Source organism: Aeromonas sp. ASNIH1 (genome assembly GCF_002934285.1).
In the GTDB taxonomy this organism is placed as follows: domain Bacteria; phylum Pseudomonadota; class Gammaproteobacteria; order Enterobacterales; family Aeromonadaceae; genus Aeromonas; species Aeromonas caviae.
This window is the reverse complement of record NZ_CP026228.1, coordinates 1,748,171-1,772,489: the sequence shown is the minus strand read 5'-3', so window position 1 is coordinate 1,772,489 and position 24,319 is coordinate 1,748,171. Positions and strand designations below refer to the sequence as shown.

Sequence of the window (24,319 nt, the reverse complement as noted above, 5' to 3'; positions counted from 1 at the left end):
AGGGGTGGGCCCTGCCCGCCCCGGATACAGGAACGCCACCATGTCCGAGATGACCCCGAGAGAAATCGTCCACGAGCTGGACAGACACATCATTGGTCAGGCCGACGCCAAGCGCGCGGTCGCCGTCGCCCTGCGCAACCGCTGGCGCCGGATGCAGCTCTCCGAGGAGATGCGCCATGAAGTGACCCCGAAGAACATCCTGATGATCGGCCCGACCGGTGTTGGCAAAACCGAGATCGCCCGTCGCCTGGCCAAACTGGCCAACGCCCCCTTCATCAAGGTGGAAGCGACCAAGTTCACCGAAGTGGGTTATGTCGGCAAGGAAGTGGACAGCATCATTCGCGATCTGACCGACGTCGCCATCAAGCTGGTGCGCGAGACCGAGATGGAGAAGATGAAATACCGCGCCGAGGAAGCCGCAGAAGAGCGCATCCTCGACGCCCTGCTGCCCAACCCGCGCAACAGCTGGGGTGAGGAAGAGAAAGCCGACAACTCCAACACCCGCCAGATCTTCCGCAAGAAACTGCGGGAAGGTCAGCTGGATGACAAGGAGATCGAGCTGGATCTGGCCGCCTCCCCCATGGGTGTCGAAATCATGACCCCGCCGGGCATGGAAGAGATGGCCAACCAGTTGCAGGGGCTGTTCCAGAACCTGGGCCAGAACCAGAAGAAGAAGCGCAAAATCAAGGTCAAGGAGGCCATGAAGGCGCTGATCGAAGAGGAAGCAGCCCGCCTGGTCAACCCGGAAGAGCTGAAGCAGAAGGCCATCGCCTCCGTCGAGAACAATGGCATCGTCTTCCTCGACGAGATCGACAAGATCTGCAAGCGCGGCGAGAGCTCGGGCCCGGACGTTTCCCGTGAAGGGGTTCAGCGCGACCTGCTGCCGCTGGTCGAGGGCTGCACCGTCAACACCAAGCACGGCATGGTCAAGACCGATCACATCCTGTTTGTCGCCTCCGGTGCCTTCCAGATCGCCAAGCCGTCCGACCTCATCCCCGAGCTGCAGGGTCGTCTGCCGATCCGGGTCGAGCTGACCGCCCTGACCACCGAAGACTTCGAGCGCATCCTGACCGAGCCGAACGCCTCCCTGACCGATCAGTACAAGGCACTGATGGCCACCGAAGGGGTCAACATCGAGTTCACCCAGGATGGCATCCGCCGTCTGGCCGAAGCGGCCTGGCAGGTCAACGAGCGCACCGAGAACATCGGCGCCCGTCGTCTGCACACCGTGATGGAGCGGCTGATGGAAGACATCTCCTACGACGCCTCCGAGAAGTCAGGCGAGACCTTCGTCATCAACACCGACTACGTCAACGCCCACCTCGGCAAGCTGATTGAAGACGAGGATCTGAGCCGCTTCATTCTGTAACCGGTTGATCGATAACGAGGAGCTGAGCGGTTTACTATCCTGCCCAATCCCATAACAAGACGCCTCCCCTGTGGAGGCGTCTTCGTTTTCAGCGTTCTTCCGACTCGCTGCCGTCCCGGGTCGCGTCATCCTGCGCGGCACGCTCCCCCCTTCCCGCCAGCCAGAGCGCGCTCATCAGCAGCAAGGCCGTCAGGGCGAAGGTGGCCCGGGTGGCAAACGCCAGCTCGTCCGCCGTCGCGAGGGGAAGATCGGGCCGCCCTACCTGGGCTGCGAACAGGCCCCCCAGCCCCGCCGCCCCCGTCAGCTGGCCCAGGTTGCGCGACAGGGTCAGCAGCCCGGCCACGGCGCCACGGCTCGCCCCCTCCGCCTCCCCCACCACGGCGCTGTTGTTGGCGGTCTGGAACAGGGCATAGCCGGCGGTGAGCAGCAGGATGGGCAGCAGGTAGCCGAGGGGCCCGAGCGCCCTGTCCAGGAAAGCCAGCAAGACGGCGGCCACCACCATGAGCCCCAGGCCGAGGCGCACCACAGGGGTCGCCCCCACCCTGTCCACCAGCCAGCCGGCGGGCATGCCGGACAGCGCCGCCAGCAGGGGCCCCATGGAGATCATCAGCCCCACCGTCCCCATGTCGAGGGCAAAGGCGCCGTGCAGGTAGAAAGGACCGATCAGCATCGTCGCCACCATGACGCTGGCCACCAGCGCACTGGCGATGATCCCGCCTCTTCGCCTGGATGCCCCCAACAGCGCCAGGGGCAGCAGGGGGCGACGGGCGCCCGAGTCGGCATGCACGAAGAGCACCATGGCGACGAGCGCCCCTATCCCCGGCCAGACCCCGAGTGGGCTGCCCCGGGTCAGTGCCAGCCCGTAGCAGAGCAGCGCCGTCACCAGCAGCAACAGACTGGTGAGCGGGAGGCCTCCCTCGGCAGAGCCCGCCTCATCCCGGGACAGATCCCGCCAGGCACACCCCAGCGCAAGCAACGTCAGGGGGAGCAGCAGCAGGAAGGGAGCCTGCCAGCCAAATCCGCCGATCAACAGGCCGCCAAAGGAGGGGCCGAGCGCCGTGCCGCAGGCCGACAGGGTGCCGAGCAATCCCATGCTCCAGCCCCGTCGGGCTGGCGGCACCAGCTCTCCTGCCATGGCCAGGGAGAGCACCAGCATGCAGGCCGCACCGGCCCCTTGCAGGGTGCGAGCGGCAATGAGCCAGCCAATGGAAGGGGCCAAGGCGCACAGCAGGGAAGCCAGCGCAAAGACCCCGGTCCCCCAGAGCAGCAAGCGACGCCGCCCCAGACGATCCCCGAGCCGGCCCGCCACCACCGTCAGACTGGTGATCCCAAGCAGGTAGGCCACCAGCACCCATTGCAGGCTGGCGAAGGGCACGCCGAAGTCCTGCCCCAGGGCAGGCAGCACCAGGTTGGCCATGCTGCCCGCCAGCATGGGCAGCAGGGTGGCGAGCCCGAGCCCCACGAGGCCAAGACGGCGCGTCACAGGAGGGGAAACAAGAAGTGGTGTGGACATGGCAGTCTCTCCGGCAAGTGATGATGCACTCAGGCTAGCGGGGGAGATGACAAGGCGGAAGACGCACGGATTGCAGCTTATAGTTGCATCAGACGCCATATGAAGAGACGGCAACTCGCGTATCATGAAGGGGTCGGCCCGTCAGGCGCCGCCTGCGAGGAGACGACCATGACCCCGGATTTCAACCTGCTGATCACCCTGGATGCCCTGCTGGAAGAGGGCAGTGTGGCGGGCGCCGCCAGACGGCTAGGCCTGAGTGCTTCCGCCATGAGCCGGGCCCTGGCAAGGCTGCGGGAGACCACGGGGGATCCGCTGCTGGTGCGGGCGGGACGCGGCCTGATCCCCACCCCCCGGGCGCAGACCCTGCGGGATGAGGTCGCCCGCCTGGTTCAGGAGACCCGGGCCGTGCTGCGCCCCCAGCAGGAAGTAGACCCGGCGAGCCTGGAGCGCACTTTCCGCCTGCGATCCAGTGACGGCTTCGTGGAGGCGGTGGGCCCCGCCCTGCTGGCGCGCCTCGCCGTCGAGGCCCCCGGGGTGCGGCTCCACTTTCTGGCCAAACCCGACAAGGAGAGCGGCCCCCTGCGCCGTGGCGAGCTGGACTTCGAGACCGGAGTGATCGGCGCCACCACGGCCCCTGAGCTGCGCACCCAGGCCCTGTTCCAGGATCACTTCGTCGCCGTGGTGCACCCGGACCACCCCCTCTGCGACGGCACCCTGACCGTGGCGCGCTATGCCGCCGCGCGCCACGTGCTGGTCTCCCGCCGGGGCCAGCCTCACAGCCCCATCGACGAGATCCTCGCAGGCCAGGGGAAGAGACGCACCATCACCACCCTGGTTCCCGGGTTTGCGATGGCGCTGGCCCTGGTCAGGGAGAGCAATCTGGTGGCGACGGTGCCGCACCTGCACTGCGCCAGCCTGCTCGGCGATCTGGTCACCCTGCCCCTGCCCTTCGCTCTGCCAGGGATCCGGGTCGCCCTGCTCTGGCACCCCAGTCAGGATGCCGATCCGGGCCACCGCTGGCTGCGCGCCCTGATACGGGACACCTGTGCCCGGCCCCCCTATCACACCGGAGCCACCGACACCCCCTGATCCGGGTCAGGCAGCTCCCGGCTCTATCACCAGCCTCTTGTGGCCCGGGCACCCGCACCCGGGGCCTGAAGCGCCTGTCACCACCCCGTCACACCGACATGCCCGTGGCTTGGGCACAAACGGTGGATCCTTCCCCCTGCCGGACGGGGATCACGGCCCCTCAGAGCGGGGCGGATCACATTGCGGGCAAAAAGATCCTGTCGCCCGCTTCCGCATTTTTTATACGGACGTATAATTGCGTACAAAATGCATACACCAGGAGCACCAGCCAGATGCACCCCACCCGTCAGAAACTGCTCGATACCGGCCTCGCCATCGCCACCGAGAAGGGGCTGCGCGGCCTGACGGTGCGCGAGCTGGCGGCGGCGGCCGAGGTGAACCTCGGCTCCTTCGTCTACCACTTCGGCAACCGCGACGCCTTTATCGACGAGCTGTTGGAGCTCTGGTACGCCCCCCTCTATGACGAGCTCAAGGCGGTGGCAGCCAAAGGCTCCTACCCCTCTGCCATCGCCATGTTCGAGGCCACCATGGAGGCGCTCATCGGGCTGGTGGCGCGCCAGCGCGGCTTCATCAACCACCTGTTTGGCGATGCCCTGGCGGGTGAAGGGGCGGCCCAGCGCTTTCTGCTCAGCCTGCCGCGCCGTCACCCCCTGCTGCTGATCGAACAGGTACGGATGGCACAGGCGGAAGGGTCGCTGGTCGCGGGTCACCCGCTCCAGCTGATGATCTTCATCATGGGGTCGGTCGGCCTGCCGCTGGTGATCGCAGGCAGCGGTCGTCAGCTCGGCTGGCTGCCCGAAGAGGCCGCCCCCTTTCTCAGCCAGATAGACAACCCCGAGGCCGCCAGACAGCGGCTGGTATGGGCACTGCGCGGCCTGCGCCCCACCGACATGAAAGAAGGAGAAGCGGCATGAAACAACGCATTGCAATCCTGGCCCTGCTGCTAACCGTTATCGGTGGCTACCTCTGGTGGCAGGGGCGCCCCGCCGACGGCTCCATCCTCTACGGCAACGTCGATATTCGCGACGTCAATCTGGCCTTTCGGGTCGGCGGACGCGTCGATCAGGTGCTGGTCGATGAGGGGGATAGCGTGAAAGCGGGTCAACTGCTGGCCCGCCTCGATCCGGTTCCCCTCACCCACAGCCGCGACAGCGCCCGCGCCAATCTGGCTGCGCTCACTGCCGCCAACGCCTTGATCCACAAAGGCTATCGCAGCGAAGAGACCGACCGCGCCCGGGCCGCACTTGCCGCCGCCGAAGCCGCTGCACTGGAGGCCAACCAGCAGTGGCGCCGCCAGAGCGCATTGGCCGCCACCGGCGCCATCTCCCGCGGTCAGCTCGATACTGCCCGCTCCCAGCGGGATCAGACCCAGGCGCAGGTGCGCTCGGCCCGCGAACAGCTCGCCCAGCTCGAAACCGGCTACCGCCCGGAGGAAATCGCCCAGTCCGATGCCCAGCTGGAAGGGGCCAAAGCGGCGCTCGCCAGTGCCGAACTGGCGCTGGCGGATGCCAATCTGACCGCCCCCAGCGATGGTATCATCATCAGCCGCGCCGTCGAGAATGGCAGCATGGTGCAGAGTGGAGCGACCGCCTTCAACCTCTCCCTAACCGCGCCGGTCTGGGTGCGCGCCTATGTGGAGGAGCCCTGGCTCGGCCACTTCCCGAGCGGCGCCAAGGTGACCCTCACCACCGACTCGCGGCCGGATCAGCCCTATCACGGAGTAGTGGGATTTGTCTCGCCCACCGCCGAGTTCACCCCGAAATCGGTGGAAACGCCGGACCTGCGCACCCACCTCGTCTACCGGCTGCGCATCGTGGTGCAGGATCCCGACCCGGCCCTGCGCCAGGGGATGCCGGTCACCGTCAGGCTGGCCCCATGAGCTGCGCCATCTCCCTCGAGGGGCTCACCAAACGCTTTGGCGAGCGGGTCGCCCTCAACGCCATCTCGGCCACCATTCCGGCTGGCGGCATCACCGGGCTGGTCGGCCCCGACGGCGCCGGCAAGAGCACTTTGCTACGCCTGCTGGCCGGTCTGCTGATCCCCGAAGCGGGCACCATCCGGGTGCTGGGGCTGGATCCGGTGAGCGAGGGGGATCTGCTGCGTCAGCGCCTCGGCTACATGCCCCAGCAGTTCGGCCTCTACGAAGATCTCAGCGTGCTGGAGAACCTCACCCTCTACGCTGACTTGCGCGGCGTACTGGAGCCCGAACGCACGCCCACCTTCGCGCGGCTGCTCGCCTTCACCGATCTTGCCCGCTTCACCGCGCGGCCAGCCGGCAAGCTCTCTGGCGGGATGAAGCAGAAACTCGGGCTGGCCTGCGCCCTGCTCGGCACCCCGGATGTGCTGCTGCTCGACGAACCGGGGGTCGGGGTCGATCCCATCTCCCGCCGCGCCCTCTGGCAGATGGTGCGCGAACTGGCCAAGGGGGGAATGACGGTGCTCTGGAGCACCGCCTATCTCGATGAGGCGGAGCTGTGCGACCACGTGCTGCTGATGGCGGATGGCGAGGTGCGCACCAGCGGCACGCCAGCCGATCTGATGGGGGCCATGGCCAGCCGCTGCTGGCTGCTGGAGGCGGGGCAACTGGATGGCCGCGAGCGACGCGCCCTGCTGCGCCGGGCACTGGCTCACCCGGCGGTGATGGATGGCGCGGTAGCGGGGGAGCGGGTGCGCCTGCTGCTGCACCCGGGCATGACGCCACCGCCGCTCTCGGAGCTGCATCTCGCCAACGGCGCTTTTCAACCGGCCCAGCCCCGGCTGGAGGATGCCTTTATCGACCTGCTCGGCGGCGGCCCCGGCGGTGAGTCGAGTCTGGCAGCCGGGATGCGGGAAGCCGAACTGCCGCAGGGGGTCTCCCCCGAGGCGGTGATCGAGGCGCGCCACCTCACCAAGCGCTTCGGCGATTTTGCCGCCACCGATGACGTCAGCTTTGCGGTGCGCCGCGGCGAGATCTTCGGCCTGCTCGGCCCCAACGGGGCGGGCAAGTCCACCACCTTCAAGATGGAGTGCGGCCTGCTGCGCCCGAGCGAGGGACAGGCGCTGGTGACCGGCATCGATCTGGCCCACAGCCCCTCGGCGGCGCGCCAGCGCCTCGGCTACATGGCACAGAAGTTCTCCCTCTACAAGCAGCTCACCGTGGCGCAGAACCTCTCCTTCTTCGCCGGTATCTACGGCCTGTTCGGCCGCCACCAGCAGACGCGGATCGACGCCATGGTGACTGCCTTTGCCCTCGCCCCCTGGCTCGATCAGAAGGCGGAATCCCTGCCCCTCGGCCTGCGCCAGCGCTTATCGCTCGCCTGCGCCCTGCTGCACGAGCCGCCGCTGCTGTTCCTCGACGAGCCCACCTCCGGGGTCGATCCGGTGACCCGGCGCGAGTTCTGGTCGCACATCAACGCGCTGGCCGACCACGGCGTCACCGTGCTGGTCACCACCCACTTTATGGATGAGGCGGAGTATTGCGACCGCATTGCCCTCATCTATCGCGGCAAGCTGCTGGCGCTCGGCACCCCGGACGATCTCAAGGGGCTGGCCGCCAAAGAGGAGGCGACCTCTTTGCCAACCGGTTCCTTGCCGACCTGTTCTTTGCCAACAATGGAAGAGGCCTTTATCACCCTGGTCGAGCGGGCCAGCGAGGAGGACGCATGAGCATCAACCGTCGGCGACTGCTGGCCCTCTGCCGCAAGGAGACGCTGCAAATCGTCCGCGATCCGAGCAGCATCCTCATCGCCTTCATCATGCCGGTGGTGCTGCTGGTGGTGATGGGCTACGCCATCAATCTGGATGTGGACCATCTGCGCCTCGGCATCTGGCGCTCCGACAGCGGCGCCCCGGCGGTGCGGCTGGAGCAGGCCCTGCGCGGCTCAACCGCGCTGGAGATCCACAGCGGCCCGAGCAAGGAGTCCCTGCTCGCCAGTCTGGCCCGTGGCGAGATCCGCGGCCTGCTGGTGATCGATGACGGCTTCTCCCGCGCGCTGGCCGGTCAGGGCAACGGCACGCCGCAGGCGCTGCTGCTGACCGACGGCTCCGAGCCCAACACCGCCAACTTCGTCACCAACTATGTGCAGGGGATCTGGCAGGGGTGGCTCGCAGGCGAGGGGGTCGTCATGCCGGTGTCGATAGAGAGCCGCGCCTGGTTCAACCCGGCGCTGGTGAGCCGCAACTTTCTGGTGCCGGGCTCCATTGCGGTGGTGATGACCATCATCGGCGCCCTGCTCACCTCGCTGGTGGTGGCGCGGGAGTGGGAGCGCGGCACCATGGAGGCGCTGCTCGCCACCCCGGTCACCAAGGGGGAGCTGCTGCTCTCCAAGTTGCTGCCCTACTACGGCCTTGGCATCATCGCCATGCTGCTCTGCCTGCTCTTCTCGGTGGCGGTGATGGCGGTGCCGTGGCGCGGCTCCCTGCTGCTGCTCTTTCTGGTCACCAGCGTCTTTCTCGGCAGTGCCCTCGGGCTCGGGCTGTTCCTCTCCACCGTGATGCGCAGCCAGTTCAACGCCGCGCAGGCGGCGCTGATCGCTGCGTTTCTGCCCGCGGTGATGCTGTCGGGCTTCGTGTTCGAGATCGCCAGCATGCCACCGCTGCTTCGGGCCATCACCCACCTCATTCCGGCCCGCTACTTCGCGAGCTCCTTGCAGACCCTCTATCAGGCGGGCAGCGTCTTCTCGATCCTGCTGGTCAACGGTTTCTGTCTGCTGCTGCTGGCCGGTTTCTGGCTGGCCCTGACCGCCCGCAAGACGCGGCGCACTCTGGAGTAACCCATGCTGATCCGACTCTGGTGGCTGATCCGAAAAGAGCTGCAGGCCCTGATGGGCAACACCCAGGGGCGCTTTCTGCTCATCATGCCGGTGCTGCTGCAGACCGCCCTCTTCCCGTTCGCCGCCACTCTGGAGGTGACCGGCAACACGCTGGCCATCTACAACCAGGATGGCGGTGCCCAGAGCCGCGAGCTGCTGGAGCGCCTCACCCATATGCCCGCCTTCACCACCATCATCCCGGTGCAAGGCGAGGCAGGCATGACCGAGGCCATCACCGGGCAACGGGCGCTGCTCGGGCTGATTATTCCGGGGGATTTCTCGCGCCGGCTGGCGCGGGGCGAACCGGCCAAGGTGCAGCTGATCATCGACGGCCGCCGCTCCAACGGCGGTCAGGTGGCGGCGGGCTACATCAGTCAGGTGATCGCCCGCTGGCAGAATGAAGAAGGGAACGCAGGCAAGGCGCCGCCGACCCTCGCGGTGCGCAACCTCTACAACCCCAATATCGAGTTCCACTGGCATATCCTGCCGGCCCTGGTGGCCATCATCACCACCACCGGCTGTCTGATTGTCACCGCCCTCTCGGTCGCGCGGGAGCGGGAAGAGGGCACCTTCGATCAGCTGCTGGTCTCCCCCCTCACCGCAGGCTGGATCATGGCGGGCAAGGCGGTGCCCGGCATCCTGGTGGCGGTGGGACAAGGGTGCATAGTCGCGCTGGCCGCCCGCTTCGTCTTTCACCTCCCCTTCGCGGGGAGCCTCAGTCTGCTGCTGGCGGGCATGGTCTGCTACGGGCTGGCACTGGCCGGGATCGGGCTCTTCATCTCGTCGTTCTGCTCGACCCAGCAGCAGGCCTTTCTCGGGGTCTTCTCCTTCACCGTCCCGGCGGTGATCCTCTCGGGCTACATCTCGCCGGTGGAGAACATGCCCCAGGAGTTCCAGTGGCTGGCGGCCATCGACCCCCTCACCCACTTCATCGTGCTGCTCAAGGGGGTCTTCCTCAAGGGGTTCGACTGGTCGGCCGCCTGGCCCCTGCTCTGGCCGCTGCTCGCCATCGCCGGCGTCACCCTGTCGCTGGCGCTCGCCATGTTCCGCCGCCATATTGCCTGACGCGCCACCTTGTTCAGCTGATGCCGGTCTCGCCCAGTGCGAGACCGGCCTTTTTCCGACATAAGTTTTCACTCCCCGGCAGTTGGTAAACCGGGCTTACCCTCCACCATCCCTCACCCCGAGCTAACGCAGAAATCATTAACTGGTATACCTATTTTTGTATAGTGCTGAATTTTCTCGAATTACCCCTGAGGAGATATATAAATAGACACTTGATTTGCATCAATCGTCTGCCCCTGCCGACTGGGTAGCCTAGCCTCAGAATGATGTTTTATTACTCCAAACTTGAGGCAACTATGAGCAAAGTCAGACTGGTCGTTGTGGGCAACGGCATGGTGGGGCACCGCTTCATCGAAGAGCTGATCGAGCGGGCCGATCCGGGCCGCTACGAGATCACCGTCTTCGGTGCAGAACCCCGTCCCGCCTACGATCGCGTCCATCTCTCCTCCTACTTCTCCCATCACACCAGCGAAGATCTCTCCCTCGTCAAACCCGGCTTCTACGACAAGCACGGCATTCGGTTGCTGCTCGGCGAAGCGGTGAAAAAAATCGACAGGACCAACCGCGAAGTGCACTCCAACAAGGGCACTGTGGTCGGGTACGACAAGCTGGTGCTGGCCACCGGCTCCTACCCCTGGGTGCCGCCCATTGCGGGCAGCCAGCACCACGAGTGCTTCGTCTATCGCACCATCGAGGATCTCAAAGCCATCCGCAGCGCGGCCAAGAGCGGCAAGAGCGGGGTGGTGATCGGGGGCGGCCTGCTTGGCCTAGAGGCGGCCGGCGCCCTCAAGGCGCTGGGTCTCGAGACCCATGTGGTGGAGTTTGCTCCGGTACTGATGGCCGAGCAGCTCGACGGTCAGGGCGGCCAGCTGCTGCGCCGCAAGATTGAATCCATGGGCGTGCAGGTACACACCAGCAAGAGCACCAGCGAGATCCTGATGCATGGCGGCGAGCAGGCGAAACACCGCCTCGCCTTCGCCGACGGCAGCCAGCTGGAAGTGGACGTGGTGGTCTTCTCCACCGGCATCCGCCCGCAAGACACCCTCGGTCGCTACGGCGATCTCGCCATCGCCGAGCGCGGCGGCATCGTCATCGACGATCACTGCCTCACCTCCGATTCCGACATCTATGCCATCGGCGAGTGCGCCGCCTGGCAGGGTCGCTTCTTCGGCCTGGTGGCACCGGGCTACAAGATGGCCCAGATCACCGTCGACCACCTGCAGGGCGGCGACAGCCGCTTCGAAGGGGCGGACATGAGCGCCAAGCTCAAGCTGCTCGGCGTCTCCGTCGGCTCCATCGGCGATGCCCACGGCCGCACCCCGGGCAGCCACAGCTATGTGTTCCAGGACGACCAGGCCGGCGTCTACAAGAAGATAGTGGTGAGCGAAGACAACAGCCGATTGCTCGGCGCCGTGCTGGTGGGTGACGTGGAGGATTACGGCAACCTGCTGCAGATGATGCTCAACGCCCTGCCCCTGCCGAGCCACCCGGACACCCTGATCCTGCCCGCCTACGCCGGTGCCAAGCCGACCCTGGGGGTGGATGCCCTGCCGGAAAGCGCCCAGATCTGCTCCTGCTTCGACGTCTCCAAGGGCGACATCGCCAAGGCGGTGGCCGAGGGCCACACCACCCTGGCAGCCATCAAGCAGCAGACCAAGGCCGGTACCGGCTGCGGCGGCTGCGTGCCGCTCATCAGTCAGGTGCTCAACGCCGAACTGGTGAAACAGGGCATCGAGGTCAACAACCACCTCTGCGCCCACTTCCCCCACTCCCGTCAGGAGCTGTTCCACCTGGTCAAGGTGGAGGGGATCAAGAGCTTCGACGAGCTGCTGGCCAAACATGGCCAGGGCCATGGCTGCGAGGTGTGCAAACCGACGGTCGGCTCCATCCTCGCCTCCTGCTGGAACGACTACGTGTTGAGCCCGCTTAACACACCTCTGCAGGACACCAACGACATCTTCCTCGGCAACATGCAAAAGGACGGGACCTACTCCGTCATCCCGCGCATGGCCGGTGGCGAGGTGACCCCGGAAGGGCTGCTGGCGGTGGCCGAAGTGGCCCGCGACTACAAGCTCTACACCAAGATCACCGGCGCCCAGCGCATCGGCCTGTTCGGGGCCCAGAAGGATGATCTGCCCGCCATCTGGCGCAAGCTGCTGGCAGCGGGCTTCGAGACCGGTCAGGCCTACGCCAAGGCGCTGCGCATGGCCAAGACCTGCGTCGGCAGCACCTGGTGCCGCTTCGGCGTGCAGGACAGCGTCGGCCTCGGGGTCTTCCTCGAGAACCGCTACAAGGGCATTCGTACCCCCCACAAGATGAAGTTCGGCGTCTCCGGCTGCACCCGTGAATGTGCGGAAGCACAGGGCAAGGATGTCGGCATCATCGCCACCGACGCGGGCTGGAACCTCTATGTAGGCGGCAACGGCGGCATGAAACCGCGCCACGCCGATCTGCTGGCGTCTGACCTCGACCGCGAGACCCTGATCAAGCTGATCGACCGCTTTATGATGTTTTACGTCACCAGCGCCGACAAACTGCAGCGCACCTCGGTCTGGCTCGGCAACCTGGAAGGGGGCGTCGACTATCTGCGCGAGGTGATCGTCGATGACAAGCTGGGGCTGGCCGAGACGCTAGAGCGCGATATCCAGACCCTCATCGACAGCTACGAGTGCGAATGGTCGCGCACCCTCAACGAAGAGGAAGCGCTCAAGCGTTTCAGCCACTTCATCAACAGCGACAAGCGCGATCCGGACGTCCAGTTCGTCGCCGAGCGCGACCAGCACAGACCCGCCACTCCGGCCGAGCGCATCCCCGTCTACCAGATCGAGGTGGAAACCAAATGATGAAACTTGCCTGCCAACTCAACGACATCCTGCCGGGAACCGGTGTCTGCGCACTCATTGAGGGTCGCCAGATTGCCCTGTTCCGCCCGAGCGCGGCCGCCGAGGTGTTCGCCATCGACAACCGGGATCCCTTCTTCGCCGCCAACGTGCTGTCGCGGGGCCTGATCTGCGAACACGACGGCGATCTCTGGGTCGCCAGCCCGCTCAAGAAGCAGCGCTTTCGCCTGAGCGATGGCCACTGTTTCGACAACCCCGCCATGTCGGTGCAGAGCTATCCCGTTGAAGTACGCGACCAGCAGGTCTGGGTCGCCGTCTGATGTCGACAACCCCCAGATCTATGTCGGTACGGGGATACCCCGTTGAAGTGCGCGACCAGCAGGTCTGGGTCGCCGTCTAACACCAGACCCCACCCCGGCCCTCCCCTTCACAGGGGAGGGAGCAAAAAGCCCCTCCCCCTTGACAAGGGGGAGGCAGGGAGGGGGTTAAAAAACAGTCAGGGCTGCCCGCGGGCGGCCCTCTTGAAGGAAACAAAGATGTATACCGAAACCATCAACAAGTGCGCCACCAACGCGGCCCGCATCAACCGCTTCGAGCGCAGCGACAAGCTCGGCTTCTGGCTCAGCTCCGCCATGGCGGGGGCCTATGTGGGCCTCGGCATCATCCTCATCTTCACCCTCGGCAATCTGGTGGATCCCGCCATCCGGCCGCTGGTGATGGGGGCCACCTTCGGCATCGCCCTGACGCTGGTGATCATCGCCGGCTCCGAGCTGTTCACCGGCCACACCATGTTCCTCACCTTCGGGGTGAAGACGGGCAAGATCACCATGGCCGACCTGCTGCGCATCCTGCCGCAGACCTGGGTGGGCAACCTGATTGGCTCCATCGTGGTGGCGCTCATCTACTCCTACGGCGGCAGCCTGCTGCCGGATGCGGGCAGTCTGGCGCACAAGGTGGCGCTGGCCAAAACCCAGGCCCCGGCGCTGACCCTGTTTATGAAGGGGATCCTCTGCAACTGGCTGGTCTGCCTCGCCATCTGGATGGCGCTGCGCACCGAGGGTGCCGCCAAGTTCATCGCCATCTGGTGGTGCCTGCTCGCCTTCATCGCCTCCGGCTACGAGCACTCGGTCGCCAACATGACCCTGTTTGCCCTCTCCTGGTTCGGTGCCCACTCCGAGGCCTACACCCTGGGCGGCATCGGCCACAACCTGCTGTGGGTAACCCTGGGCAACACCGTCTCCGGCGCCCTCTTCATGGGCCTCGGCTACTGGTATGCCACCCCCAAGGCCGAGCGCCCGGTCGCGCTGAGCGAGACCACCACCACTGCCAGCCAGACCCAAACCGCCTGATCAGGAGGCCCCATGGACTACTTGCCCATCTTTTGCCGACTCGACAACAAACCCGTGCTGCTGGTCGGCGGCGGCGAGGTAGCAGAGCGCAAGGCGCGCCTGCTGCTGGATGCCGGAGCCCAGCTCACCGTGGTCGCGCCCGATCTCGACCCCGAGCTGGCGGAACTGGCTGCCAACGGGACCATCGAGTGGCTGGCCGGTGAATTTGCGCCGCAGCAACTGGCGGGCAAGTGGCTGGTGGTAGCCGCTACAGATCGGCGCGAGGTGAATGCGCTGGTCTACCAGAGCGCCAATCAGGCGCGGATCTTTGCCAACGTGGTGGATGACCCGAAACGCTCCAGCTTCATCATGCCGTCGATCATCGACCGCTCGCCGCTGATGGTGGCCATCTCCTCCGGCGGCAAGGCCCCGGTGCTGGCCCGACTGCTGCGGGAGAAACTCGAAGCCCTGCTGCCCCAGCATCTGGGTGCCGTCGCGGCCTTCGCCGGCAGCCTGCGGGAGCGGGTCAAGACGCGCTTCGCCAGCATGGGCGAGCGGCGCCGCTTCTGGGAACGGCTGCTCGGGGCGGATCGGCTCGGTCAGGCGCTGGCTCGGGGGGATAGCGCCTCTGCCCACCAGCTGGCCGACAATCTGTTTGCCGACGAAAGCCAGAGCGCTGGCGAGGTGGTGCTGGTCGGTGCCGGCCCTGGCGATCCGGGTCTGCTCACCCTGCACGCCCTGCGCCAGATGCAGCAGGCGGACGTGGTGGTCTATGACCGGCTGGTCTCCGACGAGGTGATGGAGCTGGTGCGCCGCGACGCCAAACGCATCTTCGTCGGCAAGCAGGCGGGCAACCACTGCGTGCCGCAGGAGGGGATCAACCAGCTGTTGCTGGAGGAGGCGAAGAAGGGACAGCGGGTGGTGCGGCTGAAGGGGGGCGACCCCTTTATCTTCGGCCGTGGCGGCGAGGAGCTGGAGACACTGGTCGGCACTGGCATCGGCTTTCAGGTGGTGCCGGGGATCACGGCGGCCAGCGGCTGCGCCGCCTACGCCGGCATTCCGCTGACCCACCGCGACCACGCCCAGAGCGTGCGCTTCGTCACCGCCCACGGCAAGGGGGGTGCCCGGGATCTCGACTGGCCGCTGCTGGCCAAAGATCGGCAAACGCTGGTCTTCTACATGGGGCTCTCATCCTGCACCACCATCCGTGAACAGCTGCTGGCCCACGGCAAGGCAGGCGACACCCCGGTGGCGCTGATCGAGCGCGGCACCCAGCCCTGCCAGCGGGTCATTCGCGGCACCCTTGATGAGCTGCCCGAGCTGGCGGTAGGGGTCGAGAGTCCGGCGCTGATCATGGTGGGCTCGGTGGTGACCCTGGCCGACCAGCTTGCCTGGTTCGGGCAAGGAGGCGCCACAGACGTGGCCCTGGCCTCGGCCTGATCGCTGCATCCATTCCAACGCCACCCTCGGGTGGCGTTTCTTTTTCTGCATTTACTGTCATAACCTCTTGTTTTGAGTCTGGTATCCTATGGGGTGTGTCAGCCGGACCACCGAATTCAGGAATTCTGCTTCATGTCCCTCCCCCCCAAGAACAGCGCCAAACAGCGTGAACACGACAGAGCCCGCATCCTCACGCTGCTGCTGGCCGATGACGCCCTCACCGAGAGCCTGCTCGACCCGCAAGGGGAGCAGGACGCAGAGCTTCGGGACCAGACCAGCGAGCTGACCCGGCTGGTCAACAGCCTGCCCGCCGCCGATATCGCCGATGCGCTGGAATCCCTGCCGCCGGACGAGCGCCATGTGCTGTGGCAGCAGGTGGATGCAGACAAGCACGGCCAGATCCTGGTGGAGGCGTCGGAGACGGTGTGGGACAGCCTCATCAGCGGCATGAGCGACAAAGAACTCCTGCACGCCCTGAGCACCCTCGACATCGACGACCAGATCTACCTGGGTCAGTACCTGCCCCGCAACCTGATGGGACGGCTGCTCACCTCCATGGCGCCGATGGACAGGGACAAGGTGCGGGAGGTGATCCGCTACGGCAAGCACACGGTCGGCGCCATGATGGACTTCGAGCTCATCACGGTGCGGCCCGACGTGACCCTGGCCACCGTCCAGCGCTATCTGCGCCTACGCGGCCAGATCCCCGAGAACACCGACAAGCTGTTCGTCACCGATCGGCGCAACCGGCTGCAGGGGGAGCTACCCCTCACCGCCGTGCTGCTGCACAAGCCCGAAACCCTGGTGAGCGACGCGATGGAGAAGGATCCGGTCACCTTCGATCCGGAAGACAACGACGAGGCCGCCGCCCGCACCTTCGAGCGGGACGACCTGGTCTCCGCCGCCGTGGTGGATGCCAGGGGCAAGCTGATGGGACGGCTCACCGTCGCCGAGGTGGTGGACCTGGTCTATGAGGAGAGCGACACCGACCTGCGCCGCATGGGGGGGATAAGCGAGGAAGAAGACGTGTTCGCCCCCGTCTCCAAGGCGGTCAAGACCCGCTGGGCCTGGCTCGCCATCAATCTCTGCACCGCCTTCGTGGCATCGCGGGTGATCGGCCTGTTCGAGCACACCATCTCCCAGCTGGTGGCGCTGGCGGCCCTGATGCCTATCGTCGCCGGGATCGGCGGCAACACCGGCAACCAGACCATCACCATGATAGTGCGGGCGTTGGCGCTGCAGCACATCCAGACAGGCAACGTCTCCTTCCTGCTGTGGCGCGAGCTGGGGGTGGCCCTGATCAACGGCCTGGTGTGGGGGGGCATCATGGGCATCGCCACCTTCCTGCTCTATCAGGATGCGGCGCTGGGGGGCGTGATGACGCTCGCCATGATCCTCAACCTGCTGGTGGCGGCCCTGATGGGGGTCATCATCCCCATGACCATGAGCCGGCTGGGGCGCGACCCGGCGGTGGGGGCCAGCGTGATGATCACCGCCATCACCGACACCGGCGGCTTCTTCATCTTCCTGGGGCTGGCGACCCTGTTCCTGCTCTAGGGCCCGAGGCTGACCGTCTGCGGCGCCTGCCATGGCGCGGGGCCGCTTTCGCGCAAAACCGGCATTTCCCGCCACTAGGCAAGGAATAGTCGTTGAAATGCCAACCCCACTCCTTATACTGGATCCACCTGTTTCCAGCGGTGGATCTGACACAATGGAATACAACACTTCAGAACTGTGCGACATCTATCAGGACATGGTGGATGTACTCGAACCCATGCTCTGCTCCTTCGGCGGCCGCGCCTCTTTCGGCGGCGTCATCACCACGGTCAAGTGCTTCGAATCAAACGGCCTGATCCGTGAACTGGTCAAGGAGAACGGCGTTGGTCGCGTGCTGTTGATCGACGGCGGTGGCTCCATGCGGCGTGCCCTGATCGACAGCGAGATCGCCACCACGGCGGCGGAAAATGAGTGGGAAGGGATCGTCTGCTACGGTTGCGTCCGTGAGGTCGATATCCTGGAAGATCTCGACATCGGCATTCAGGCCCTGGCGGCCATTCCGGTGGGCGCCGACAGCAAGGATATCGGGGAAACCGATCTGCCGGTCAACTTCGGCGGCGTCACTTTCCTGCCGGATGACCACCTCTATGCCGATACCACAGGGGTGATCCTCTCCCCCGATGCCCTCGACATCGAGTAAACAGCGCTGAGTGAAAATGGGAGCCCTGGCTCCCATTTTTTATGGCCGTCATTTGGCTACAAGCTGCTGAAAAAAGACAAAAAAAGAGGGCCAGTAAACAACTGGCCCCTTAACTGGAAGCAATGTGAGCAATGTCGTGCCTTCACAAGAAGTCCATCACGTTGGAACGAATGAAGTCTTTCCCGGAAAACAAGGTAACAATAATCATTCTCATTTAACTGTGCAAGCCTTATTTGTAAAAAGTGCAAAAAAATGACCACCGCTCGGGTGGTCATTGTCGTCAGGCTTGCCGTGTGGCCGTTTGCAGACCGGCGAGGCCCGCCTCCCCCACCAGCTTGCGGCTGAGATAGCGCAGCAGCACACCGTAAAGCGGCACAAACAACCCCAGACTTATCAGCAGCTTGAATACGTAATCTACGGTCGCGATCTCGACCCAGTGCTCGGCCATAAAGGGATCTGTGCTGCGCCAGAAGGCGATGCTGAAGAAGGCGATGGTATCCACCAGATTGCCGAACAGGGTGGAGGCCGCCGGAGCCACCCACCAGGCTTTCAGCAGGCGCAGGCGGTTGAACACCACCACGTCCATGAACTGGCCCACCAGATAGGCCATAAAGCTGGCTAACGCGATCCGGGCAACAAAGAGATTGAACTCTGCCAGATTGCCCACCCCCTGGAAGCTCCCTTCGAAGAAGAGCACCGAGAGCACGTAGGACACGGTCAATGCCGGCAGCATCACGGTCTGGATGATCTTGCGCGCCAGGCCTGCGCCGAAGATCCGCACCGTCAGATCGGTGGCCAGGAAAATGAACGGGAAGCTGAATGCACCCCAGGTGGTGTGGAAGCCAAAGATGGTGATCGGCAGCTGCACCAGGTAGTTGCTGCTGGCAATGATCAGGATGTGGAACAACGAGAGACGCATCAGTGCCGTCTGGTACTGAGCCGGAGTCAGGTTCATATTGTGACCTTTTTGGTTAATGGGGTTAGGGAACCCATATCACCACCATGGCGATAATCAAGGGGCGAGATTATACGCCCCCAAATTGATAGTTCAATCTTTATGCGGTTATCTCAAGGGATTGACTCGCATCGCACGCCAAGCTCACTCCCAGGACTGCCGAGCCAGCCAGAGCAGCGCCTCCGCGTCGTCCGGCTGCTCCGCCGCCAGCCAGCAGCCGCTGTAATGTTCGTACTCGAGCCGAAAGCGGCTGCCTTCAAACTCCAGCAGCCAGCTGTGGCGATCCGCCCCCCACTCCCGCTCGAGTGCCGCCAGCTCCCACTCCTGCAACAGGGCCTCTGCCAGAGTCGGGAAGCTGTCCCAGTCAAGGCCCGGGCAGGTCAGCATCACCACCCCGGCTTCCCTGTCTGTCTGCGTGATACGCCAGTTCATCTGCGGCTCCTCAACTGCTGCACGAGAGCTCGCCCCCGCAATACCAGCCCGGATGCGGGGTGGCGAGATCCTCGTATTCGGGTTGGTCATCATAGGGGTGCTGCAGGGCCGCAAACAGCCGCTCGAACGGCGCCATGTCGCCCTGTTCTGCCGCCTCGATCACCTGCTGGGCCAGGGCGTTGCGCAGCACATACTTGGGATTGACTGCGTCCATCTGCCCCTTGCGCACGCCATCCACGCTCCCTTCCCGGGCGAGGCGCGCCCGATAGGCCTCAAGCCACCCCTGCCAGACGGCAGGATCGGGCAGCAGGGCCAACAGGCGGGCGGGCCACGCTCCCTCTCGCGTCACCTCACCGAGACGTCGCAGGAAGAGGTGGTAATCCACCTTGTGCGCCGCCAGCAGCCGGAACAACTCGCGGAACAGCGCCGGATCCTCCTCTTCCCACACCGCCAGCCCCAGCTTGGCGCGCATCAGCTCGGAGTAGTGCAACATCAGCTGGTGCTCGTACTGGGCCAGGGCCGACGCGAGCGCGTCGCCATCCACATGGCCGGCTAGCGCTTGGGCCAGCTTCTGCAGGTTCCAGTATCCGACCGCAGGCTGCTGATCCAGCGCATAGCGACCGTCCGGATCCGAGTGGTTGCAGACGAAGTCCGGCACATAGGCGTCGATAAAACCGTAGGGGCCGTAATCCAGGGTCAGCCCGAGCAGGGACATGTTGTCGGTGTTCATCACCCCGTGACAGAACCCCGCCGCCTGCCACTTGGCGATGAGCCGCGCGGTGCGGCGCACTACTTCGGCAAACAGCTCGGCGCCATCGGCCAGCTCGGGGAAGTGGTAACGCCGCGCATAGTCGATGAGGGCGGGGATCTTCTCCCCCTGCCCGCTCCATGCGAAATACTCGAAATGACCGAAGCGCAGATGGCTCGGCGCGGTGCGCAGCACGGTCGCCCCGCTCTCCACCTGCTCCCGGTAGACAGGCTCGTCACTGCCCAGCAGCACCAGAGCCCGGGTGGTGGGAATGCCAAGGGCATGCAGCGCCTCGGAAGCCAGGTACTCGCGAATACTGGATCGCAGCACGGCCCGGCCGTCGCCGAAGCGGGAGAATGGCGTCTTGCCCGCCCCTTTCAGGTGCAGGTCCCAGCGGCTGCCATCCGGCGCCAGCTGCTCCCCCAGCAGCAGGGCGCGGCCATCCCCGAGGCGCGGGCTGTAGCCACCGAACTGGTGGCCCGCATAGACCTGGGCCACCGGCTGCATGCCCGGCAGGGGCTGCCCCTGGCCGCAACAGGCGAGCCACTGCGCCTCGCTCACCTTCCCGAGCCCCAGCTCCCCAAGCAGCGCACGGTTCAGATGCAGCAATCTGGGGCCATGCAGCGGCTGCGGGGCAACGGGCTCGCAAGCCCAGGGGAGTTCGGTGGCAAAAGTGTTGATCAACTTCATGGTGATGAGGGTTGTCCCTGCGTATGCTCGTGTCACTCTTTATACCGCCGTCGGCTCGTCGAGGCTAACAGGCGATCACGATTATTCATTTCAAGGAGAAGACGATGCCAAAGTGGGTCTATACCCTGCCCCTGCTGGCGCTTGCCTGGGGCCATCAGGCCAAGGCGGCCGACATAGACGCAGGCAAGGCCAAATCCGTGCTCTGTGCCGCCTGTCATGGCGCGGATGGCAAGGCGAGCGTCCCGATCTACCCCCACCTCGCGGGCCAGAACCAGGCCTATCTGCTCAAGCAGATGAAGGCGTTCAAGGGGGGGTCCCGTACCGAGCCGCTGATGGTTCCCTTCATGGCGATGCTGACCGAGGCGGACATGGAGAATCTGGCGGCCTATTACGCCAGCCTCAAATAATGCATGGCGCCGACCAACGGGCGCCTTTCCACTGTTTGTTGTGCCAGCCTACCGACGGCAATAGTCGATGATCAGGTCCATAAAGGCCTCACCGAAGCGCTCCAGCTTGCGGTGACCGACACCGTTGACCGCCAGCATTTCCTCCTCGGTCATCGGCATGAGCTGTGCCATCTCCACCAGGGTGGCGTCGTTGAACACCACATAGGGCGGCACCTCTTCATCCTCGGCGATCTGCTTGCGCAGGGCGCGCAGCTCCTTGAACAGCCGCTTGTCGTAGTTGGCGTTGTCGAGCAGGCCGTTGCGCTTCTCCTTGCGGCTGGAGATGGGCTGCAGGCGGGGTACCGCCAGTTCCAGCTTCATCTCGCCGCGCAGCACGGGGCGGGCCGCTTCGGTCAGCTGCAACACCAGATTGCGGGTGATGTTCTGGGTCAGCAACCCCTTGTGGATCAGCTGGCGGATGACGCTCATCCAGTATTCGTGGCTCTGATCCTTGCCGATGCCGTAGGTCGAGAGCTTGTCGTGACCGTGATCCTTGATGCGCTGGTTCAGCGATCCGCGCAGCACCTCCACCACATAACCCACCCCGAAATTCTGACCCACCCGCCAGACACAGGAGAGCGCCTTCTGGGCGTCTTCGGTGCCGTCATAGCTCTTGGGCGGATCGAGGCAGATGTCGCAGTTGCCGCACGGCTTGTCGTTGTACTCGCCGAAGTAGTTGAGCAGCACCTGACGGCGGCAGGTCTGCGCCTCGGCGAAGGCCGCCATCACGTTGAGCTTGTACTGCTCCACCTGCAGCTGCTGGGGGTTTTCGATGTTGTCGAGCAGCCGGCGCACCCGCCCGATGTCGGCGGGATCGTAGAGCAGCAGCGCCTCGGCCGGAGTGCCGTCACGCCCGGCGCGGCCGGTTTCCTGATAGTAGGATTCGATGTTCTTCGGGATGTCGTAGTGCACCACGAAGCGCACGTTGGGCTTGTCGATGCCCATGCCGAACGCCACCGTCGCCACCACGATCTCGATGTCATCCTTGAGGAAGGCCTCCTGGGTCTGCTGACGCAGCTCCAGCGGCAGACCGGCATGATAGGGTGCCGCCTTGCAGCCGTGACGGGATAGCCGCTCGGCCACCTCCTCCACCCGATTGCGGCTGGAGCAGTAGACGATGCCGCAGTTGCCCTTCTGGCTCTGCACGTAGCGCAGCAGCTGCTCGGCCGCCTTGAACTTTTCCACCAGGCTGTAGCGGATATTGGGCCGATCGAAGCTGGCGGTGTGGATGAAGGGATCGTTCAGTTCCAGCCGGTGCAGCATGTCGCTGCGGGTCGCCTCGTCGGCGGTGGCGGTGAGCGCCACCACGGGCACCTGGGGGAACCACTGCTTGAGCCGTCCCAGCGCCGCATATTCCGGCCGAAAATCGTGCCCCCACTGGGAGACGCAGTGCGCCTCGTCGATGGCGAACAGGCCGAGGGGCAGCTCCGCCAACCGGTCCATGAACTCGTGCTGCAGCAAACGCTCGGGGGACACATAAACCAGCTTGATCTCGCCTCGGCGCATGGCGGCAAAGTTCTGGATCATCTCCTCCCGGCTCAGGGCCGAGTTGATGTAGACCGCCGCCACGCCGTTGGCACGCAGGGTGTCGACCTGATCCTTCATCAGCGAGATGAGGGGGGAGACCACCACCCCGAGCCCAGGTCGCAGCAGCGCCGGGATCTGGTAGCAAAGCGACTTGCCGCCGCCGGTGGGTTTGAGCACCAGGGCATCGCGCCCTGCCACTATCTGCTCGATGATCTCGAGCTGGCCCGGCCGAAACTGCTGATAGCCAAACACCGCCTGCAACAAGGCAAGGGGATTCTCTGGCTGAGGGTCAGGCAGGGTTTCGGCAATGACGGTCATGGGCTCTCCTTTGGGGTCGCCATTCTAAAGCAGCCGCCGCCCACAATAAACCTGCCATTGCGAGTGTTAAGGAAGTGTTGCAGACTGGCTGGAGTTTTTACTCGGCTTTGATGACAGGGCGGACTGAAGGAATGAAACAGATGCTCAAGAAGATGGCGCTCAGTGGCATAGCCAACCTGTTCGCCGAAAAGATGCCCTTCAACAAGCTGATCGGCATGCAAGTCACCCACTACGACTTCGATAAAGTGGAGCTGCGCATCAAGATGGAGGAGAAGCTCATCGGCAACCCTTTCCACAACATACTGCACGGCGGCGTCACCGCCAGCCTGCTCGACGTGGCGGGCGGCATGATAGTCGCAGCCTCCTGCATCGACGAGCTGGAGGACTTCTCCCCCAGCTATCTCAAGGAGCGCTTCTCGCGGCTTGGCACCATCGATCTGCGGGTGGACTATCTTCGTCCCGGTCGCGGCAACGAGTTCATCGCCACCGCCCACATCATCCGGGCAGGCAGCAAGGTAGCGGTCGCCCGCATGGAGCTGCACAACGAAGAGGGCACCCACATCGCCTTCGGCACGGGCACCTACCTCGTCGGCTAATGGTTTTTATTGCATAAAAAGTGCGCTTCTAAGCTGATTTTAATCATTAGAATTCTTACCCCCTCCTCCGCTCAGGGTCCATACTGAAAGTCGGGATTCTGTGCAGAGGGAGGATTGCAGACGATGAGCGCGATACTGGCTACCCAACCATCCAGAGCCTTGCTGACACGACTTGAGGCCATGCGCGAAGAAGTGCAGACCCCAGAGTGCCGTCACTGGTTGGAACAGGAGCTGGAGGGGTATTCTCTCTGTTCACCCCTGCCTTGGTATCGCATCATTGCCTGTCGGCAACGCGGTCACTTCCTGAATCTGAAGACGGGGAAATATCTGACTTGCCATATCGGCAGCCAAACGCTAAGCCAACGCGACCTGGCCCAAGTTCAGTTCATCTATGCCCGTGAACCCGCCGCCCACTATTTACTGCGTCACGATTCCCATATCGAGCCCTGGCCGGAATCACTGCTGGAAGCGTATCGAGAGCAGCTGATCCCTGGTCATCTCTGCCTGCAAGCCTGGCATGAGCCCGTGTCTTCGCTGCGTTCACAACTGATGGAGGGAATAGCACATTTCATTAGTGAGTACCCCAAGCATGCGGCCCTGCAAACCCAACACGGTTTCAAGGCATTGCGGCATCAACACTGGCATATCTGAATGAGCGCCTGGGGCGCAAGGAGGGCACCATCGACAAGACCCATAACGAGATTGTCACAATCTAGAGTGCCGGAGTCAGGATCAGACTCCACCAGTGGGGCCACCGAGCGGTGGCCCTTTTAGTTGGGCAAATGAGGGAGATCGGAGCAGGAGCAGCAATCGACAATGGAAATGTCAGCTTTGCTTCAACAGACCAAATGCGAAAAGGCCGCTCATTGAGCGGCCTTTTCAAATGTGGTCGGTGTGAGAGGATTCGAACCTCCGACCCCTTCGTCCCGAACGAAGTGCGCTACCAAGCTGCGCTACACACCGATGTCTGCGGGGC

At 64.6% G+C, this 24,319-nt stretch carries 21 protein-coding genes and 1 tRNA gene; 16 read left to right on the top strand and 6 right to left on the bottom strand.

Annotated features, from left to right (window positions below; translation table 11 throughout):
- The first annotated feature begins 40 nt into the window (after positions 1-40).
- The gene (hslU, locus tag C2U37_RS08600) at positions 41-1,369 is read left to right on the top strand and encodes an HslU--HslV peptidase ATPase subunit (protein ID WP_010676031.1); all 1,329 of its coding nucleotides are present in this window, start codon (positions 41-43) and stop codon (positions 1,367-1,369) included.
- A gap of 88 nt (positions 1,370-1,457) precedes the next feature.
- Here the strand turns inward: hslU and C2U37_RS08595 are convergent, their stop codons facing one another.
- A complete protein-coding gene (locus C2U37_RS08595) occupies positions 1,458-2,882 on the bottom strand; it encodes an MFS transporter (protein WP_103857767.1) in 1,425 nt (474 codons plus the stop codon).
- 168 nt (positions 2,883-3,050) lie between these two features.
- Between C2U37_RS08595 and C2U37_RS08590 the strand changes: the two genes are divergently transcribed.
- The 12 genes from C2U37_RS08590 to rraA all read left to right on the top strand — a co-directional run bounded on the left by C2U37_RS08590 (position 3,051) and on the right by rraA (position 17,631).
- Positions 3,051-3,971 (top strand): LysR family transcriptional regulator, encoded by a 921-nt coding sequence (locus C2U37_RS08590; protein ID WP_103857768.1) that lies wholly within the window; start codon positions 3,051-3,053, stop codon positions 3,969-3,971.
- A gap of 272 nt (positions 3,972-4,243) precedes the next feature.
- Complete coding sequence (locus C2U37_RS08585) at positions 4,244-4,885, top strand: TetR/AcrR family transcriptional regulator (RefSeq protein WP_104452122.1); 642 nt, start codon at positions 4,244-4,246, stop codon at positions 4,883-4,885.
- Entirely contained in the window at positions 4,882-5,850 is a 969-nt protein-coding gene (gene hlyD, locus C2U37_RS08580; RefSeq protein ID WP_103857770.1) for a secretion protein HlyD, read from the top strand. The genes C2U37_RS08585 and hlyD overlap by 4 nt, the downstream gene beginning before the upstream one ends.
- The gene (locus C2U37_RS08575) at positions 5,847-7,616 is read left to right on the top strand and encodes an ATP-binding cassette domain-containing protein (protein WP_103857771.1); all 1,770 of its coding nucleotides are present in this window, start codon (positions 5,847-5,849) and stop codon (positions 7,614-7,616) included. The genes hlyD and C2U37_RS08575 overlap by 4 nt, the downstream gene beginning before the upstream one ends.
- Positions 7,613-8,722, top strand: a complete 1,110-nt coding sequence (locus C2U37_RS08570) for an ABC transporter permease (protein ID WP_103857772.1) — start codon at positions 7,613-7,615, stop codon at positions 8,720-8,722. Before C2U37_RS08575 ends, C2U37_RS08570 begins: the two co-directional genes overlap by 4 nt.
- A 3-nt stretch (positions 8,723-8,725) precedes the next feature.
- Entirely contained in the window at positions 8,726-9,826 is a 1,101-nt protein-coding gene (locus tag C2U37_RS08565) for an ABC transporter permease (protein WP_103857773.1), read from the top strand.
- Positions 9,827-10,122: 296 nt separating this feature from the next.
- Positions 10,123-12,669 carry a nitrite reductase large subunit NirB gene (gene nirB / locus C2U37_RS08560; RefSeq protein WP_181023046.1) on the top strand — a complete coding sequence of 849 codons (2,547 nt, stop codon included), beginning with the start codon at positions 10,123-10,125 and terminating at the stop codon, positions 12,667-12,669.
- The gene (nirD, locus tag C2U37_RS08555) at positions 12,669-12,986 is read left to right on the top strand and encodes a nitrite reductase small subunit NirD (RefSeq protein WP_042016469.1); all 318 of its coding nucleotides are present in this window, start codon (positions 12,669-12,671) and stop codon (positions 12,984-12,986) included. Before nirB ends, nirD begins: the two co-directional genes overlap by 1 nt.
- 216 nt (positions 12,987-13,202) lie before the next feature.
- On the top strand, positions 13,203-14,015 hold the full coding sequence (gene nirC, locus C2U37_RS08550) for a nitrite transporter NirC (protein WP_103857775.1): 813 nt from the start codon (positions 13,203-13,205) through the stop codon (positions 14,013-14,015).
- Positions 14,016-14,027: 12 nt separating this feature from the next.
- On the top strand, positions 14,028-15,434 hold the full coding sequence (gene cysG, locus C2U37_RS08545; protein ID WP_103857776.1) for a siroheme synthase CysG: 1,407 nt from the start codon (positions 14,028-14,030) through the stop codon (positions 15,432-15,434).
- A gap of 132 nt (positions 15,435-15,566) precedes the next feature.
- Complete coding sequence (mgtE, locus tag C2U37_RS08540) at positions 15,567-16,991, top strand: magnesium transporter (protein ID WP_181023047.1); 1,425 nt, start codon at positions 15,567-15,569, stop codon at positions 16,989-16,991.
- Positions 16,992-17,145: 154 nt separating this feature from the next.
- Positions 17,146-17,631, top strand: a complete 486-nt coding sequence (gene rraA / locus C2U37_RS08535) for a ribonuclease E activity regulator RraA (protein ID WP_010676045.1) — start codon at positions 17,146-17,148, stop codon at positions 17,629-17,631.
- Between the two features lie 280 nt (positions 17,632-17,911).
- On the opposite strand, the gene C2U37_RS08530 is transcribed toward rraA, so the two are convergent.
- The 3 genes from C2U37_RS08530 to C2U37_RS08520 all read right to left on the bottom strand — a co-directional run bounded on the left by C2U37_RS08530 (position 17,912) and on the right by C2U37_RS08520 (position 20,456).
- On the bottom strand, positions 17,912-18,586 hold the full coding sequence (locus C2U37_RS08530; protein WP_103857778.1) for a 7-cyano-7-deazaguanine/7-aminomethyl-7-deazaguanine transporter: 675 nt from the start codon (positions 18,584-18,586) through the stop codon (positions 17,912-17,914).
- A gap of 144 nt (positions 18,587-18,730) precedes the next feature.
- Entirely contained in the window at positions 18,731-19,018 is a 288-nt protein-coding gene (locus C2U37_RS08525; RefSeq protein ID WP_103857779.1) for a DUF3630 family protein, read from the bottom strand.
- Positions 19,019-19,028: 10 nt separating this feature from the next.
- A complete protein-coding gene (locus C2U37_RS08520; RefSeq protein ID WP_104452121.1) occupies positions 19,029-20,456 on the bottom strand; it encodes a protein adenylyltransferase SelO in 1,428 nt (475 codons plus the stop codon).
- 104 nt (positions 20,457-20,560) lie between these two features.
- On the opposite strand from C2U37_RS08520, the gene C2U37_RS08515 reads away from it, so the two are divergent.
- Positions 20,561-20,863, top strand: coding sequence for a c-type cytochrome (locus C2U37_RS08515; RefSeq protein ID WP_103857781.1), 303 nt, complete (start codon positions 20,561-20,563; stop codon positions 20,861-20,863).
- Between the two features lie 48 nt (positions 20,864-20,911).
- On the opposite strand, the gene recQ is transcribed toward C2U37_RS08515, so the two are convergent.
- Entirely contained in the window at positions 20,912-22,747 is a 1,836-nt protein-coding gene (gene recQ, locus C2U37_RS08510) for an ATP-dependent DNA helicase RecQ (RefSeq protein ID WP_010676050.1), read from the bottom strand.
- A 131-nt stretch (positions 22,748-22,878) separates the two neighbouring features.
- Between recQ and C2U37_RS08505 the strand changes: the two genes are divergently transcribed.
- Together C2U37_RS08505 and C2U37_RS08500 are read left to right on the top strand one after the other, a co-directional pair.
- Entirely contained in the window at positions 22,879-23,343 is a 465-nt protein-coding gene (locus C2U37_RS08505) for a thioesterase family protein (RefSeq protein ID WP_042878596.1), read from the top strand.
- Between the two features lie 123 nt (positions 23,344-23,466).
- Positions 23,467-23,994 carry an AbiTii domain-containing protein gene (locus C2U37_RS08500; protein WP_010676052.1) on the top strand — a complete coding sequence of 176 codons (528 nt, stop codon included), beginning with the start codon at positions 23,467-23,469 and terminating at the stop codon, positions 23,992-23,994.
- 235 nt (positions 23,995-24,229) lie between these two features.
- Here the strand turns inward: C2U37_RS08500 and C2U37_RS08495 are convergent.
- Positions 24,230-24,306: transfer RNA gene (locus tag C2U37_RS08495), tRNA-Pro, on the bottom strand.
- Positions 24,307-24,319: the final 13 nt, after the last annotated feature.

What these genes read in the sequence shown, in the direction of transcription:
- C2U37_RS08500 (WP_010676052.1), top strand. Translation starts at nt 23,467, where the DNA reads ATGAGCGCGATACTGGCTACCCAACCATCCAGAGCCTTGCTGACACGA.
- C2U37_RS08575 (WP_103857771.1), top strand. Translation starts at nt 5,847, where the DNA reads ATGAGCTGCGCCATCTCCCTCGAGGGGCTCACCAAACGCTTTGGCGAG.
- C2U37_RS08585 (WP_104452122.1), top strand. Translation starts at nt 4,244, where the DNA reads ATGCACCCCACCCGTCAGAAACTGCTCGATACCGGCCTCGCCATCGCC.
- C2U37_RS08525 (WP_103857779.1), bottom strand. Translation starts at nt 19,018, where the DNA reads ATGAACTGGCGTATCACGCAGACAGACAGGGAAGCCGGGGTGGTGATG.
- nirC (WP_103857775.1), top strand. Translation starts at nt 13,203, where the DNA reads ATGTATACCGAAACCATCAACAAGTGCGCCACCAACGCGGCCCGCATC.
- rraA (WP_010676045.1), top strand. Translation starts at nt 17,146, where the DNA reads ATGGAATACAACACTTCAGAACTGTGCGACATCTATCAGGACATGGTG.
- nirB (WP_181023046.1), top strand. Translation starts at nt 10,123, where the DNA reads ATGAGCAAAGTCAGACTGGTCGTTGTGGGCAACGGCATGGTGGGGCAC.
- nirD (WP_042016469.1), top strand. Translation starts at nt 12,669, where the DNA reads ATGAAACTTGCCTGCCAACTCAACGACATCCTGCCGGGAACCGGTGTC.
- C2U37_RS08570 (WP_103857772.1), top strand. Translation starts at nt 7,613, where the DNA reads ATGAGCATCAACCGTCGGCGACTGCTGGCCCTCTGCCGCAAGGAGACG.
- mgtE (WP_181023047.1), top strand. Translation starts at nt 15,567, where the DNA reads ATGTCCCTCCCCCCCAAGAACAGCGCCAAACAGCGTGAACACGACAGA.
- recQ (WP_010676050.1), bottom strand. Translation starts at nt 22,747, where the DNA reads ATGACCGTCATTGCCGAAACCCTGCCTGACCCTCAGCCAGAGAATCCC.
- cysG (WP_103857776.1), top strand. Translation starts at nt 14,028, where the DNA reads ATGGACTACTTGCCCATCTTTTGCCGACTCGACAACAAACCCGTGCTG.
- C2U37_RS08530 (WP_103857778.1), bottom strand. Translation starts at nt 18,586, where the DNA reads ATGAACCTGACTCCGGCTCAGTACCAGACGGCACTGATGCGTCTCTCG.
- C2U37_RS08590 (WP_103857768.1), top strand. Translation starts at nt 3,051, where the DNA reads ATGACCCCGGATTTCAACCTGCTGATCACCCTGGATGCCCTGCTGGAA.
- hslU (WP_010676031.1), top strand. Translation starts at nt 41, where the DNA reads ATGTCCGAGATGACCCCGAGAGAAATCGTCCACGAGCTGGACAGACAC.
- C2U37_RS08565 (WP_103857773.1), top strand. Translation starts at nt 8,726, where the DNA reads ATGCTGATCCGACTCTGGTGGCTGATCCGAAAAGAGCTGCAGGCCCTG.
- C2U37_RS08505 (WP_042878596.1), top strand. Translation starts at nt 22,879, where the DNA reads ATGAAACAGATGCTCAAGAAGATGGCGCTCAGTGGCATAGCCAACCTG.
- C2U37_RS08515 (WP_103857781.1), top strand. Translation starts at nt 20,561, where the DNA reads ATGCCAAAGTGGGTCTATACCCTGCCCCTGCTGGCGCTTGCCTGGGGC.
- C2U37_RS08520 (WP_104452121.1), bottom strand. Translation starts at nt 20,456, where the DNA reads ATGAAGTTGATCAACACTTTTGCCACCGAACTCCCCTGGGCTTGCGAG.
- C2U37_RS08595 (WP_103857767.1), bottom strand. Translation starts at nt 2,882, where the DNA reads ATGTCCACACCACTTCTTGTTTCCCCTCCTGTGACGCGCCGTCTTGGC.
- hlyD (WP_103857770.1), top strand. Translation starts at nt 4,882, where the DNA reads ATGAAACAACGCATTGCAATCCTGGCCCTGCTGCTAACCGTTATCGGT.